The 14,064-nt window shown below is 37.7% G+C and carries 11 protein-coding genes, 1 pseudogene and 1 other annotated feature; of the genes and pseudogenes, 11 read left to right on the top strand and 1 reads right to left on the bottom strand.

Annotation, left to right across the window (positions count from 1 at the left end; genetic code table 11):
- Positions 1-14: 14 nt before the first annotated feature.
- Positions 15-407, bottom strand: a complete 393-nt coding sequence (locus tag LMF89_RS13665; protein ID WP_007954417.1) for a hypothetical protein — start codon at positions 405-407, stop codon at positions 15-17.
- 111 nt (positions 408-518) lie between these two features.
- Positions 519-730 (top strand) — a binding site (T-box leader).
- A 50-nt stretch (positions 731-780) separates the two neighbouring features.
- Here LMF89_RS13665 and leuS point away from each other — a divergent pair.
- The 11 genes and pseudogenes from leuS (at position 781) to LMF89_RS13610 (ending at position 14,052) form a co-directional block, all read left to right on the top strand.
- The gene (gene leuS, locus LMF89_RS13660) at positions 781-3,261 is read left to right on the top strand and encodes a leucine--tRNA ligase (RefSeq protein ID WP_229535575.1); all 2,481 of its coding nucleotides are present in this window, start codon (positions 781-783) and stop codon (positions 3,259-3,261) included.
- Between the two features lie 329 nt (positions 3,262-3,590).
- Complete coding sequence (locus LMF89_RS13655; protein ID WP_229535574.1) at positions 3,591-4,502, top strand: NUDIX hydrolase; 912 nt, start codon at positions 3,591-3,593, stop codon at positions 4,500-4,502.
- 90 nt (positions 4,503-4,592) lie between these two features.
- On the top strand, positions 4,593-5,933 hold the full coding sequence (locus LMF89_RS13650) for a nicotinate phosphoribosyltransferase (RefSeq protein ID WP_229535573.1): 1,341 nt from the start codon (positions 4,593-4,595) through the stop codon (positions 5,931-5,933).
- Between the two features lie 85 nt (positions 5,934-6,018).
- Positions 6,019-6,609 carry a ComEA family DNA-binding protein gene (locus LMF89_RS13645; RefSeq protein WP_229535572.1) on the top strand — a complete coding sequence of 197 codons (591 nt, stop codon included), beginning with the start codon at positions 6,019-6,021 and terminating at the stop codon, positions 6,607-6,609.
- Positions 6,610-6,879: 270 nt separating this feature from the next.
- Positions 6,880-7,512, top strand: a pseudogene (locus LMF89_RS13640) (IS30 family transposase); the annotation flags it as partial.
- A gap of 311 nt (positions 7,513-7,823) precedes the next feature.
- Positions 7,824-8,090 (top strand): DUF2325 domain-containing protein, encoded by a 267-nt coding sequence (locus LMF89_RS13635; protein WP_229535571.1) that lies wholly within the window; start codon positions 7,824-7,826, stop codon positions 8,088-8,090.
- Positions 8,091-8,151: 61 nt separating this feature from the next.
- Complete coding sequence (locus LMF89_RS13630; RefSeq protein WP_229535570.1) at positions 8,152-8,535, top strand: DUF2292 domain-containing protein; 384 nt, start codon at positions 8,152-8,154, stop codon at positions 8,533-8,535.
- 247 nt (positions 8,536-8,782) lie between these two features.
- Positions 8,783-9,457, top strand: a complete 675-nt coding sequence (locus LMF89_RS13625) for a DUF1847 domain-containing protein (RefSeq protein ID WP_229535569.1) — start codon at positions 8,783-8,785, stop codon at positions 9,455-9,457.
- Between the two features lie 52 nt (positions 9,458-9,509).
- Positions 9,510-10,262 carry an amino acid ABC transporter ATP-binding protein gene (locus tag LMF89_RS13620; RefSeq protein WP_229535568.1) on the top strand — a complete coding sequence of 251 codons (753 nt, stop codon included), beginning with the start codon at positions 9,510-9,512 and terminating at the stop codon, positions 10,260-10,262.
- Between the two features lie 65 nt (positions 10,263-10,327).
- Entirely contained in the window at positions 10,328-11,527 is a 1,200-nt protein-coding gene (locus tag LMF89_RS13615) for a MalY/PatB family protein (protein ID WP_229535567.1), read from the top strand.
- Positions 11,528-11,670: 143 nt separating this feature from the next.
- Entirely contained in the window at positions 11,671-14,052 is a 2,382-nt protein-coding gene (locus tag LMF89_RS13610) for a DNA internalization-related competence protein ComEC/Rec2 (RefSeq protein ID WP_229535566.1), read from the top strand.
- Positions 14,053-14,064 lie beyond the last annotated feature (12 nt).

Genomic DNA, 14,064 nt, shown 5'->3' with positions numbered 1-14,064 from the left:
AGACCGGTTTGTTTTTATACTGTTTTCATCCACTTTTCAAATTCCTCAACGACTTCCTCTCGGGCAACTTGCACGGCCTCGCCGCTCCACTCTTGTCCGGTATCCCCATCATACCAGAGGTCTTTATTGCTGAATGTACCTGTAGGGTATAATTTTTCTTGTATGGCTGTATGCATGCCATCAAGTAGGCTTTGCTTAATGGTTTTACGTGATGTTCTATGACCTGATTTTTCTGTAGGGGTTACTTCAAGACCCGTCTCCCCTTTGCTGATTTCAATATGAGATAACACTTTTCCTTGTGCTTGGGCTGCTGAAATGGACTGTCTGGCAGCACTAGTTGCTTGTTCATGGCTAATCGTATCGTCAGACACTGTAATTCTAATATTTCCTATGATTAGTTTATACATAGAATACACCTCCCAAGAAAAAATATATGCATTTTTAAAAAATATAGAACTAGATAATAGACACCAATAGTGTTAATTTGACTTTCAAGATAGGGTGGGATATAATATTATTCAAGTCCTAAGATACAGAGTAGTAGGCTTTGTTTATGGTGCAGAAAGTTGGCGGATGATGCGAGCCAGCCCTTAAATTTGCTGAACTCACTGTGGAGGATCAGCTATGAATTAGTAATAGCTGACGCTTGATTAGTGTTAACAATCATTGAGAGGATGGCAACAGCTGTCAATCAGGGTGGTATCGCGGGTGTATATAACTCGTCCCTGGCTAATAAGCCAAGGGGCGGTTTTTTATTTTTTATAAATAGGAGGATTTTAAATGAACGAAAGATATAATCCTAAAGAAATTGAATCTAAATGGCAGAAATACTGGACTGAAAATAATGCTTTTAAAACGGAACTCAATCGTCAGCGTCCAGAATATTATGTTTTAGAAATGTTTCCTTATCCTTCCGGCAATTTACATATGGGTCATGTTCGCAACTATTCCATTGGTGATGTAATTGCGAGATTCAAAAGCATGCAAGGTTATAATGTACTTCATCCTATGGGATGGGATTCTTTTGGGATGCCTGCTGAAAATGCGGCGATCAAGCATGGTGTTCATCCTGCAGAGTGGACCTGGGAAAATATCGCTAATATGCGGCGTCAACAGCAGGAATTAGGCTTATCTTATGATTGGGATCGAGAAGTGGCAACCTGTCATCCTGATTATTATCGTTGGACCCAATGGTTATTCTTATTGTTCGTAGAGCGTGGACTTGCCTATAAGAAGAAAGCTGCAGTGAATTGGTGTAATGAATGTAATACCGTGCTCGCAAATGAGCAAGTAATTGATGGTGCTTGCTGGCGCTGTGATTCTGTCGTAGTTAAAAAAGAATTAGAACAGTGGTTTTTCAAAATTACAGACTATGCGGATCGGCTTTTAAATGATCTTAGTGAGCTTAAGGGCTGGCCTGAGAGAGTTAAAACGATGCAGGAAAATTGGATTGGTCGTAGTGAAGGTGCGGAATTCAGCTTTGCTGTGGCCGGTTCTAAAGAAAAAATTGCTGTATATACAACACGACATGATACGGCTTTTGGTGTAAGTTATGTAGTATTGGCACCGGAGCATAAATTGGTAGAAAAGCTGATTGCTGGTAAAGACAATGCAGGGGAAATTCGTCAATTTGTTGATAAAGTACGCAATATGAGCGAGATTAGCCGAACCTCCAGTGAGTTTGAAAAAGAAGGTATATTTACAGGGGCTTATGCTATAAATCCGTTCACTGGTCAAGAGGTGCCAATTTGGGTAGCAAATTATGTTTTGGTGGAATATGGTACTGGGGCAGTTATGGGCGTTCCAGCCCATGATGAACGAGACTGGCAATTTGCCAATAAATATAATTTAACTAAAAAGATCGTTGTGCAGCCTGAAGGGCAAGAATTGGCACTAGACACGATGGAAGGCGCATACAGCGGCGATGGTATCATGGTCAATTCTGGGCAGTTTAGTGGTATGAAGAGTGAAGCAGGTAAAGTAGCAATCGCAAAATGGTTAGAAGAACAAGGCTATGGCAAACGCCATGTAAATTATCGTTTGCGCGATTGGCTGGTATCTCGTCAACGCTATTGGGGGGCACCAATTCCTCTTATCAATTGTGCTGACTGCGGTAGTGTGCCTGTTCCAAAGGAACAGTTACCTGTTTTATTGCCCGAGAATGTAAATTTTGCTGCAGGCTCGGTTTCGCCGTTAGCCAAGGTGGAAGAGTTTGTAAATTGTACATGCCCTAAATGTGGTGGCCCTGCGAAGCGTGAGACTGATACGATGGATACTTTTATTTGTTCCTCATGGTATTATATGCGTTATGCAGACCCTAAGAATACAAATCTTCCTTTTGATTCCTCAAAGGCTGATTATTGGGCACCTGTCGATCAATATATTGGTGGTATTGAGCATGCGATATTACATCTTTTATATTCAAGGTTTTTTACAAAAGTGCTTAAAGATGCAGGATTAGTAAATGTAAATGAGCCATTTAAGAACCTATTAACACAAGGAATGGTTATAAAAGATGGTTCCAAAATGTCTAAGTCTAAGGGTAATGTTGTGTCTCCTGAAGAAATTATTGCAAAATATGGGGCTGATACAGCTCGATTGTTTATTTTATTTGCTGCTCCGCCGGAACGTGACTTAGAATGGAATGATCAAGGCGTAGAAGGTTCTTATCGATTCCTTGGACGTCTGTGGAGAATTGTGGATCACTATGCTTCTTTCATGGCAGGAGAAGAATCGGGATATGACAATAGCACTCTTAGTAAAGAGGAACGAAATCTTAGACGTGTATTGCATGCAACGATTAAGAAAGTAACAGAAGATATTGGTGATCGCTTTAACTTTAATACCGCCATTAGTTCTATTATGGAATTAGTAAATGCAATGTATACCGCTAAGGATCAGAATCTAGCTGTCAATCCTGGGTTAGTGCGAGAACTTGTTTCAAGTTTATTATGCTTGTTAGCCCCTTTCGCGCCTCATATCACAGAAGAATTGTGGAGTGAAACCATTGGTCAAGGTAGTGTCCATAAACATATATGGCCTGTGTTTGATGAGGATGCTATAAAGTTAGAAGAAGTAGAAATTGTTGTACAGATTAATGGGAAAGTGCGGGAAAAAATTGTTGTTTCTGCCGCACTTACGCCAAAGGAATTAGAAGAAAAAGTATTAGAGCAAGAAAAAGTGCAGGTACTGATTCATGAGAAACAAGTGATAAAAGTAATTGCCATAGCAGGAAAATTAGTTAATATTGTAGTACGTTAATGAATTTATTTTAGAATGTAATGATATAGAAATAGTCCGGTCGAATATATCGATCGGACTATTTCTATATCATTACGTGGAACTGCTACTTAAAAAGAAGATATCCTTTAATTGAATCAAGAAACTTTTCTGAAAATAAATTGCCAAGAGAATCAAGGACATGTATAATAATACTAATAAGATAATATCAAAATGATAATATCAAAATGATGATATAAGAATTATCTTAAATGGAAACCGCCAATTACTCTATTTTTTTCTAAAGAAGACTTGATTCTGGTGGGGTTTTAACTTCCATCGGATATGATAATTAGCGGGAGGTTAAGGATATGAATGAATCCAAACATGGTTTTTTTAAAGATGATGGCAGCAACCATCAAATACATTCCTCGAATACGGTAGATATGGTTATTTTCAGTGCAATTGATAGTGAAGATAAAGATCCAAGACGACTGCCTGATAAGGTACTGCAAATTCTTTTGGTAAAAAAGAAAAAGGACGTATTAAAAACAAATGGCAATGCATCCCAAGAGGGAAAATGGTCTTTGCCAGGAGGGTTTGTTAATTACGAAGAAAGCATTGATGAAGCTGCTGTAAGGGAATTGAAGGAAGAAACAAACTTGGAGAATGTATATATGGAGCAGCTTTATACATGGGGGCGAGTCTATACTAACCTTCATAGAAGGGTGATAAGCACATCCTACATGGCCTTGGTAGATCGAAAAAAGTTTACTGTAAAATCAGGTGAAGATGCAGAAGATGTACGATGGTTTAATGTCCGCAGTAATGTGATTGGCAAATATAAACATCCAACGATAAATGGATATATTCTTGAGCAAACCTTTGAAATTATAATAGAAAATAAAGAAATAACCATAAAAGATCATGTGATAGTAAAAAATACAGTGGAGGGACATATCTCAAAAACAGAAAACACGTATGTCGAGAATAAAGATGGCTTAGCTTTTGAACATGCTAAAGTTATACAGTATGCTCTTGATAGGTTGAAAAATAAAGTAATGTATACAGACATTGCTTTTAGCTTGATGCCAGAATTATTTACGCTTACTGAACTGCAAAAAGTGTATGAGGTTTTATATCGCCGGGAATTAGCAGATGCTTATTTTCGAAAAAAAGTTAAACGAATGCTGACAAAAACAACATTATTATCAGAAGGCAAGCAGTTTAGACCTTCCAAGTTATATCTTTTTAATCCTCGATGGAAGGATGAAGAGGAATAATAGAGTGAGGCGCTACAAAGAAACAAAGAATCATAGTTTGTAAGTTTAAATAGTCTGTATCTTTATTCAATGTGAGAGAGGGGCAAAAAAATGGCTATATTTAATGGTGAAAGATTAGCAGCAGAAATTTTTAAAATTGAAGCAGATAAAATTCGGCGAGGCTGGTATTCTGATAAATATTTTAGTAATAATGTAATCTTATTAGAAGCATTGGCAAAGGAAGGGTATACGTTTTCCGGCAATAGTGACATTAAAGATGTGGATTGTTCTATGGTGCAGGTTGGCGATGTTGAAGTTGAAATGCAATTTTTTACTCGCAGAAGACCATGGAGTTTAGTCGCTGGGGTAGATGAGGCTTTAGCAATTATAAAAATGTGTACTGGCTATTTTGATGAAGAAGGAAAATTCGTAAATACCTACCATACATTAGAGGTTGAAGCAGTGCAGGATGGCACCTTCGTTGAGTATGATGGAGATCCATTTAGTGTACAACCCGTTATTAGAATTCGTGGCCGTTACCGGGATTTTGCTAATCTAGAGACGGTGATCTTAGGGGTTATTGCTGAGCCAACTCGAATTGCCACGAATGTATATAATACGTTAGTCGCTAGTCGCTCTAAAGATATTTTATTTTTTCCTGCACGATTTGCTCACTATAAAATGCAGGCTTTGCATGGATATGCCTATTCATTGGCGATTCAAGCCTACAACCAAAAATATAGTAAGAAAAATTCTCGATTTGTAAGTACAGATGAACAGGGAACTTGGTGGGGCGGAGAAGGTGGAGGAACCATTGCCCATGCGACAATTTGTTGTTTCTTGGGAGATACCGTTGAGACCATGATGCAGTATTCCCGCATTTTTGACAAAATCGTTTCCAGATTGGTATTAGTTGATTTTCATAATGATTGTGTCGGTGAAACGAAAGCTGTAATGACGAAGATGTTTGCTGCCTACCTTGCTTATTATAAGAAAGGTCAATTTGATGAAGCGGAAAAATATAAGCTATATGGGGTACGTCCTGATACCTCTAAAAATATGCGGGATAAATCCATTGTTCCTACGGGAAATAAGCAGCAGGATATGGGAGTGTCACCGAGACTTGTGTGGAATTTGCGAGAAGCAATTGACAGCGTTTATCATGAATGGGATCTAAATGAAGAGGAAACTGCAATTGCCAAAGAGTGGTGTGAACAAGTCAAGATTTGTGTCACAGGGGGATTTAATGCAAAAAAAATAAGAGAGTTTGAAGAGATGGATGTACCTGTGGACATTTATGGAGTTGGTTCTTCTTTACTGGAAAACTCTGATGAAACCAATAATGATTTTACTGCGGATATCGTTCGGGTAAAGATTAATAGTCAATGGTGCAATCTTTCTAAAATTGGCCGCTCTGTCTGCGAAAACCCTAATTTGGAAAAAATTCAATAATCATATAAGAAAATAATCCCTATTGTAAAGGAAAAACTATGTTTTTGTCGAAGGAATAAGCAAGTTACAATAGGGGGGGATATCGATGGTTGAGCAGCGGAATAAGTTATTATTTATTGTGATGCTGGCGATATTGATTGTAGCAGGCAGTTTCTATAGTTTTTGGCAGAAGAACACGGTGGCGGAAGTGGTATCTTCCGATGACGTTGCAGCTAAAAATGACTTTCGTCAGCCAGAACAATCTGATGAGATCTTTGTATATATAAGCGGTGCTGTTCATAAACCAGGTGTATTTAAAGCGTCTCCTAATGCTAGAGTATTTGATATTGTAGCGATGGCTGGCGGTCTTACAGCTGAGGCTGATAGAGCTAAAACCAATTTAGCTCAGAGTATCAAAGACGGCATGCATATTCATGTAGTGGATAAGCTTCCGGTTTCCAATGAACATTCAGCAACGACTGGCACCACCAAGACAAAAGTAGGTAATAAAGTCAATATTAATCATGCTGATAAAAGCGAACTAGACACACTGCCAGGTGTGGGACCTGCGTTAGCAGAGCGAATCATTGAATATCGCCAAACAAATGGCAGTTTTACCAGTATTGATGAGCTAAAGAATGTTCCTGGGATCGGATCAAGTAAATTTGTAAAAATGAAAGAAAAAATCACAAATTGATAATTAGATCAGTTTGTGATTTTCTAAAACTAAAGGCGCCATAGGCGATATTGTGGAAAATGCCGATATTTCCAAAGTATTCTAACTGGTGCTGAGTAGAGCACAACTATATTTTTATGGTAAGTTGTAAAATTAAATGCCGTAAGGCAGAAAAATAAAAGGCTCATGGGAATCCGGTATATAATGTTAAGCGACCAAGCAAAAACATTACCGGAGGAAAAACCCATGAGTCAAAAAGATTATACCGTAGAAAACAAGAAAAATAAACACATTTTTGCGAACATAAGCAATCGGGATTTACCTGTAAAAAAAGATAAGAAAAAAGGCATATATAGACGGGTAAAAATCGCACATAAAAATTTAAAAGGCACAAATATAGAAGAAAGACCAATTGAGATAGAGCACAGAGCAGAATACGGTCATTGGGAAATGGATTGTGTAGTTGGCTCACGCAAAGGTAAGGGTGCAGTTTTATTGGTTTTGAGTGAGAGATGTAGTCGAGAAGAAATCATTTGTAAAATGCCAGGAAAAACGCAAGAATCAGTAAAAGCAGCAATGGATAAGTTGGAAATAAAATACGGGAAACGCTTTAGAGCAAAATTTAAAACAATAACTGTAGATAACGGCAGTGAGTTTTTAAACTTTAAGCAAATTGAGCAATCAATACGTGTTCCTGAGGAGTCCAGAGTGAAAGTATATTATGCACATCCTTATAGTTCATGGGAGCGCGGAACTAATGAAAATATTAATAAAATGATCCGTCGATTTATTCCTAAAGGTACCGATATTGGTAAAATTACTCAAGCACAAATTAAAAGAATCGAACTATGGATAAATAACTATCCACGAAGAATCTTTGGATATCAGTCTGCGAGCGAGGTAGCTAGTAAGGTAAGTGCATAAACAAACATTTTTGTTGTCGAGGGAAGGTCTAATATCTAACATTATATGGATTTCCATAATATGGACGACATTTAAACTTGCAATTTATAAAAATACTGGATAGGTTGAAAAGATGTTGACGTAGTTCAATTTTTGTGTTATGATTTTTTAAACATAATAATTGCTGATCAGGATAACTGAAGGCTAAAGGTGTCTCTATAACGGAGATTCTTTTAGCCTTTTTTATATACTAAGCTGACTGGATAACCAGAGGCTGGCTTCTTTCGTAAAAGCGAAGGAACCAGTCTTTTTGATTTTAGGGAAGTGAGAAAATGTCAATTATGCTAGTTGGCGCAGATCATTTAGGAAGTATCGAAAAAAAATTGCAGACATTAGGAATTCATGCAATTGATCATGTTACAGGTAGAAATGTTTCTGATCGAAAACGCTTTAAGTTTCCCTTATCTACAACTTTGATTGTTATTTTTATTGATTATATTAATCATACTACAGCGAAAAATATTAAGCAGCTGGCCAAATCTCAAGGGGTTCCCCTCGTGTTCGCAAATCGTTCTTGGAGTTCATTACAAGATAATTAGTCGATTTCAATTTAAAAGAACTATGATAGCTATGTTTTTTATTAAGAAGGAGGTCTTTGTAGTGCAGTCCTGTTCCGATGCGAAGAATAATGTGGCAAATTTAAGAGGGGCGATTAAACCATTGCCTTCTCAAGTGTTTGATATTATTGAGCATTTTTTATTAAACGTTCAACATGGTCACTTAATTTTAATGATACAAGATGGATTTGTTGTTAAAATAGATAAAATAGAAAAGTTTATGATCTCGGCTAAAAGTAGAGAGGGTAGTTATTCAATAAAGGCAAAGAAAAAACATCCTATGCAAATGAAAATTTTATCTGATTTACAAAGCATACGATACGGACAATTGGTCATTCATGTGAATAATGGGCAAGTGGGGCAAATTGAAAAGACTGAAAAAAGGCGTATTGAAGAGCTAGAAGGACTGTATGGTGATGGCATATGAAATCTGAGAAGTCTTTTTAGCTTCGGTAACTATAAAATGAAGGTATACTCTTGTAATGATTTTTTTAATACTATGGTTGACAACAACATTTATAAGCGTATAATGAAATGAGAAAGTTATTGTTGTTGTTGATAATTTTATAGATGTATTATTATCTTGGTTGATCAGACACACTGAAGACTGGAGATGCTCTTTGAGGCATCTTCAGTTTTTTTATTGTGATAAAAGTAAAAGTGGAGGAAGAAAGATGAGTAGAAAAAAAGATATAGAGAGTTTAAGTTGCACAGATTGCAGTATTTACAATTGTAGAAGCCAGGACAAGAAATTCCCGGGGTTCTGTTTGACCACTAAAGATAATGATGGGCATTCTATTGCAGATGATATTGAAGAAATTAAAAATTATCTGCAAGGAGATGAACAAGATGCAGTGGTTGCTAGAGCATCAGCCCAAGTGGAGGGGCTTTTTTATGGCAAGTTAACAAGGGTAGAGGAAATTATTGAATTTGCTAACCGCATTGGTGCTAAAAAAATTGGTATTGCAACTTGTGCTGGTTTGATAGAGGAATCAAAAATCTTTGCAGATATTCTTACAGCCAGAGGCTTTGACTATTATAGTGCCATTTGCAAAGTAGGCTCTGTCGACAAAACAGAAATTGGCATATTAGAAGAGCATAAAATAAGACCCGGCGGCCATGAAGCAATGTGCAATCCTATCTTGCAAGCTCGTATTTTAAATTACCATAAGACAGATTTAAATGTCGTGGTTGGTTTGTGTGTAGGACATGATTCTTTATTTATAAAATACTCTGATGCACTGGTTACTACTCTTGTAACCAAAGATCGGATCACAGGTCATAACCCAGTTGCGGCTTTATATACGACTCACTCGTACTATAGACGATTACTGCAAGCAAAAGAATAATTCAGCTTTTGTATGTTCAAGAAAATGTGAATGACTTTTGAGGTGGAGTAGTATGATACAAGTAAAAGGGGTACACAAATCATTTGGAAAGCAGCAAGTATTAAATGGAATTGACCTTACCGTAGAGAAAGGTGAGGTAGTTGTGCTATTAGGTCCCAGTGGCTCTGGCAAGACAACTTTTTTACGGTGCCTAAATTTTTTGGAGCATCCAGATGATGGAGAAATTACAATTGGAGAGACTCGTGTTGATTGTAAAACCGTTACTAAGAAAGAAATATTGCAGCTTAGAAGAAATACTGCAATGGTTTTTCAATTATATAATCTGTTCAAAAATAAAACTGCACTGGAAAATGTAATGGAAGGGCTGGTCGCTGCCCGAAATATTCCTAAAATAGAAGCAGAAGAGATCAGCCGAAAGATTTTAGACAAAGTAGGATTGGCTGCTAAATATGATGCGTACCCCAGTGAATTATCAGGAGGGCAGCAACAGCGAGTTGGCATAGCAAGAGCCCTTGCCTTAAATTCGGAAGTCATTCTCTTTGATGAGCCGACCTCTGCTTTAGATCCAGAATTGGTTGGGGAAGTACTGGCTGTTATGAAAAAAGTGGCAAAGGAAGGGTTAACTATGATTGTTGTAACCCATGAAATTTCTTTTGCCAGGGATATTGCTAATAAGGTATTGTTTATGGATGGAGGAGTTGTTGTGGAACAAGGTACTCCTGAAGAGGTGCTTTTTCATCCAAAAGAAGAACGAACGAAGCAATTTTTAAAACGAATTTTACCTGCTTCGGATTATTCTATATAAAGACAGTAATTGTACTGTTTAAATATATAATTGAACAACAGAATGTTCAGTGAGGATGTGGTAACATGACAAATCGTAATATACTATTTGATTTTGATAAAACAATACCTCGCCAAGGGACTGGCAGCCGCAAATGGGATGCTTTGGAGAATGTATTTGGCAGTAATGATGTACTGCCTCTTTGGATCGCTGATATGGATTTTTCTTCACCCAAAGCAGTGTCCACTGCGATCATAGAACGTGCTAAGCATCCAATCTATGCGTACAATACTCAGGAGAAATCTCTTTATCAGTCCGTAATCGAGTGGGCGAAGAAACGTCATGGCTGGGAAATTGAAGAAGAGTGGATCCTGCTTGCTCCTGGTGTTGTTCCATCTATAAGTCTGTCAATTTTTGCACTTTCAGAACCAGGCGATGGTATTATTATTCAACCTCCTGTGTACCCGCCATTTTTTGCTTCTATTAAAGATAATGAACGTAAGGTAGTTGAAAATCCCCTTCTTTTAAAAAATGGACGCTATGAAATCGACTTTGAGGACTTAGAGCAAAAACTAGCTGATCCAAATAATAAATTGCTTTTATTATGCAGTCCCCATAATCCTGTTGGTCGTGTGTGGAGCAGAGAAGAGCTGGAAAAGGTATATGAACTTTGCCAAAAATATGAGGTTGATGTATTGGCAGATGAGATACACAATGATTTAGTATTTCAAGGTCACAAGCATACTATTTTTGCCTCATTAGGCACACCCGTATGTAAACAAAGTGTTACCTTTATGGCTGCTAGCAAGACTTTCAATGTGGCTGGGCTCAATTTCTCTTTTATAATTGTTCCGTGTAAACGCAGACGTGGGTTGATTCAGAATTGGATTACCAAGTTGCATATCAGCCGCAATAATGTTTTTGGCGGAATTGGTACTGAAGCTGCTTACAGAGACGGCGAAGCCTGGTTGGATGCATTGCTGATATACCTTGAAAAAAATGCAGATATATTGGTTGAGTTTATTCAAACCAGGTTGCCGGAAGTGAAAGTAAGTAAACCAGAAGGCACTTATTTAGTATGGTTAGATTTCCGTGCATATTTTACAAATGATAAAGAATTGCAGAAGTTTCTTGTACACACGGCGAAGGTTGGATTAAACGCAGGCAGAAATTTCGGAACGCAAGGTGAAGGGTTTGCTCGTATTAATATTGCCACGCAAAGAAGTGTCTTGCTAGAAGCGTTAACAAGAATTGAAAAAGCATTGTTGAACTACAAAAAAATATAAGACTAGACAAAAGAAACAATACAAAAATCCTGCACATTCATGCAGGATTTTTGTATTTTAGTGGAAAACCTATATGCTTATAAAGAATAAAGGTGTCTTGATCATTGAGAGGTAAAAGTAATCATTGAAGGGGTAATTGTCATATGCCCAATATCATTATTTTGATTACAGCAGCATTTACAGCTGGTATTTGGTGCGCTAGTTATTTTATGTGGTTGTTACCTTTTTTATATGTTGGCAGTTTTATTATTACTGTTATTTTGATTTGGAAAATTCACAAACAGCAGTCAGTGACTTGGCTGCTGGCTGTATTATTTTTTATAATCGGTATGTTGCGCTTTATTAATGCAGATGCTTTTGCTATAAACGATATCAGCCGATATGAGGGGGAAACGATAACTGTATATGCTACGATTGAAGAAATACCTCATGTGACGTATTTAGCACAAGAGAAAAGTAGAATTAGCTATATCCTAGCAATTAATGAAGCGCAAGCTAAAAATACTAAAAAAGAAACTGCTTCAGGAAAATTGTATCTGTATGCTAGACAAGCAAATCAGGAGCGGGTTTTTAAAGCGGGAGACAAGATTAAAGTAACTGCTGAAGTTATTGCTTTACATGGATATAATAATCCAGGACAGTATGACAGTGTCGCTGCTGCACATCTGCAGGGTATTAGAGGTCGTATGTCTGTTTCGGGTAATGCGATACACTTAGTTAGTGAGAATCACTCATTCTGGAAAGAAATTATGGAAAAATGGCGGATAGCGATAATCAGTAATATTGAACGTGTAATGCCACCGAGCCATAAGGCGATTCTTGTAGGAATGCTGTTTGGTGGTTATGGCGGAATTCCTCGGGATGTGGTGGCTGATTTTGCTACAACAGGAATTGTACATATCTTGTCCGTATCCGGCTCACATATTGCTTTGGTAGTAGGGGTCATAACCGTAATAGGCACAGGAATATTCAGGCGCTTTACCTTTGCGGATCAACTAATCCCCTTATTTGCAGCTCTTTTTATTACTTTATATGCCGTGTTTTGTGGATTGACACCACCAGTGTTACGTTCTCTTATAATGGGGTTGATTGGGTTAGGTGCGGTATGTCTGAATCGGGAGAAAGATGCTGCAGTTGCATTATGTTTATCCGTGTTAGGGATGCTGATTTATCAACCAGCATTAATTTATGACTTAAGCTTTCAATTATCTTTTACCGCAACAGCAGGCTTAGTGTTTTTAAATGCTAAAACTGTAAAAATGCTGGAAAGTACGATTCCACTTTGCCTGGCTCGGCCTTTGGGTGTTACCATAGCTGCCCAAGTAGGTGTATTGCCTTTTATTGCTTGGCATTTTAATAGTTTTTCTCTTAGCTCTTTTGTAGCGAACTTATTCATTGTTCCTATTATTGAAGGGATTGTCATATTGGGCTTGTTTGGTGCCTTTAGTAGTATGATCGTTGGTTTTATTGGAGCAATATGCTTAGTGACTTGCAGTTTAATGATTAGCTTGGTTTTACAATTGACGGAATGGCTGGCAGACATGCCTGCTGCAAAGATGTATGTGCCTTCGATTGGACTGGCTGGTAGTATAATATATTATTTTTTGGTAAGCTGGGTATATGGGTATAAACCGAAAAATATGTTATCCTTAAAAGATACGGTGGAAAGATGGCCTCAAAGAAGTGCTCTAATAGTGTTGATGCTTGTTTTTTGCATTCTAGTATATCGTGTTTATCCTGCTCCTCTTTCTGTTCATTTTATTGATGTAGGACAGGGAGATGCGGCTCTTATCATAACACCCCATGGACGGGCAATTTTAGTGGATACAGGAGGCACTCTAGGGGAAAGTACAGATTTTGATATTGGTTATAGAGTTCTGCTGCCGTATTTAAGACATTATGGTGTACTGACAATTGATTATCTTTTTTTGACCCATGGTCATCAAGATCATGCTGGGGGAGCGGCAGGAATCGCTGGAGAGATACCGATAAAGCATATTATGTTGTCTCGTGAAAATTATACTCAGGCAGTGTTAAATCTATTGAAGGCAGCACCTAACAGTACCCGTATTGCGGTTTATGAAGGGCAAAAAGTGGAGCTTGATGGTGCAGTTGTTAACGTACTGCATGCTGATACAGGATTGAAAGAAAAACAACCAAGTAATGAGGTGTCCAGTGTCGTACAGGTACGTTATGGAAAACATAGTTTTTTATTCACCGGAGATCTTCCAGCCCAAGGAGAAGAAGAGATGCTACATAGTGGTAGGGATGTTTCGAGTACGGTATTAAAAGTAGGTCATCACGGTTCAAAAACATCTTCTACCGTAAAATTCTTGCAGACTGTTGATCCGGAATATGCAGTTATTTCTGTAGGGAAAAATAATTCTTTTGGGCATCCTCATGAAGAGATCATCCAGCGCTTGTTGTTTTATGGGAGTAAAATCTATCGCACAGATGAGCAGGGAGCTATCGTATTTAAGACGAATGGCAGTACAATAACAGTTGATACGTTTTTAAAAGATTGAAGAATAACGGGA

This window comes from Pelosinus baikalensis (assembly GCF_020819555.1).
Taxonomy (GTDB): Bacteria; Bacillota; Negativicutes; order DSM-13327; family DSM-13327; genus Pelosinus; species Pelosinus baikalensis.
This window is presented reverse-complemented; position numbering and strand designations above follow the sequence as displayed.

What these genes read in the sequence shown, in the direction of transcription:
- LMF89_RS13665 (WP_007954417.1), bottom strand. Translation starts at nt 407, where the DNA reads ATGTATAAACTAATCATAGGAAATATTAGAATTACAGTGTCTGACGAT.
- leuS (WP_229535575.1), top strand. Translation starts at nt 781, where the DNA reads ATGAACGAAAGATATAATCCTAAAGAAATTGAATCTAAATGGCAGAAA.
- LMF89_RS13655 (WP_229535574.1), top strand. Translation starts at nt 3,591, where the DNA reads ATGAATGAATCCAAACATGGTTTTTTTAAAGATGATGGCAGCAACCAT.
- LMF89_RS13650 (WP_229535573.1), top strand. Translation starts at nt 4,593, where the DNA reads ATGGCTATATTTAATGGTGAAAGATTAGCAGCAGAAATTTTTAAAATT.
- LMF89_RS13645 (WP_229535572.1), top strand. Translation starts at nt 6,019, where the DNA reads ATGGTTGAGCAGCGGAATAAGTTATTATTTATTGTGATGCTGGCGATA.
- LMF89_RS13635 (WP_229535571.1), top strand. Translation starts at nt 7,824, where the DNA reads ATGTCAATTATGCTAGTTGGCGCAGATCATTTAGGAAGTATCGAAAAA.
- LMF89_RS13625 (WP_229535569.1), top strand. Translation starts at nt 8,783, where the DNA reads ATGAGTAGAAAAAAAGATATAGAGAGTTTAAGTTGCACAGATTGCAGT.
- LMF89_RS13620 (WP_229535568.1), top strand. Translation starts at nt 9,510, where the DNA reads ATGATACAAGTAAAAGGGGTACACAAATCATTTGGAAAGCAGCAAGTA.
- LMF89_RS13615 (WP_229535567.1), top strand. Translation starts at nt 10,328, where the DNA reads ATGACAAATCGTAATATACTATTTGATTTTGATAAAACAATACCTCGC.
- LMF89_RS13610 (WP_229535566.1), top strand. Translation starts at nt 11,671, where the DNA reads ATGCCCAATATCATTATTTTGATTACAGCAGCATTTACAGCTGGTATT.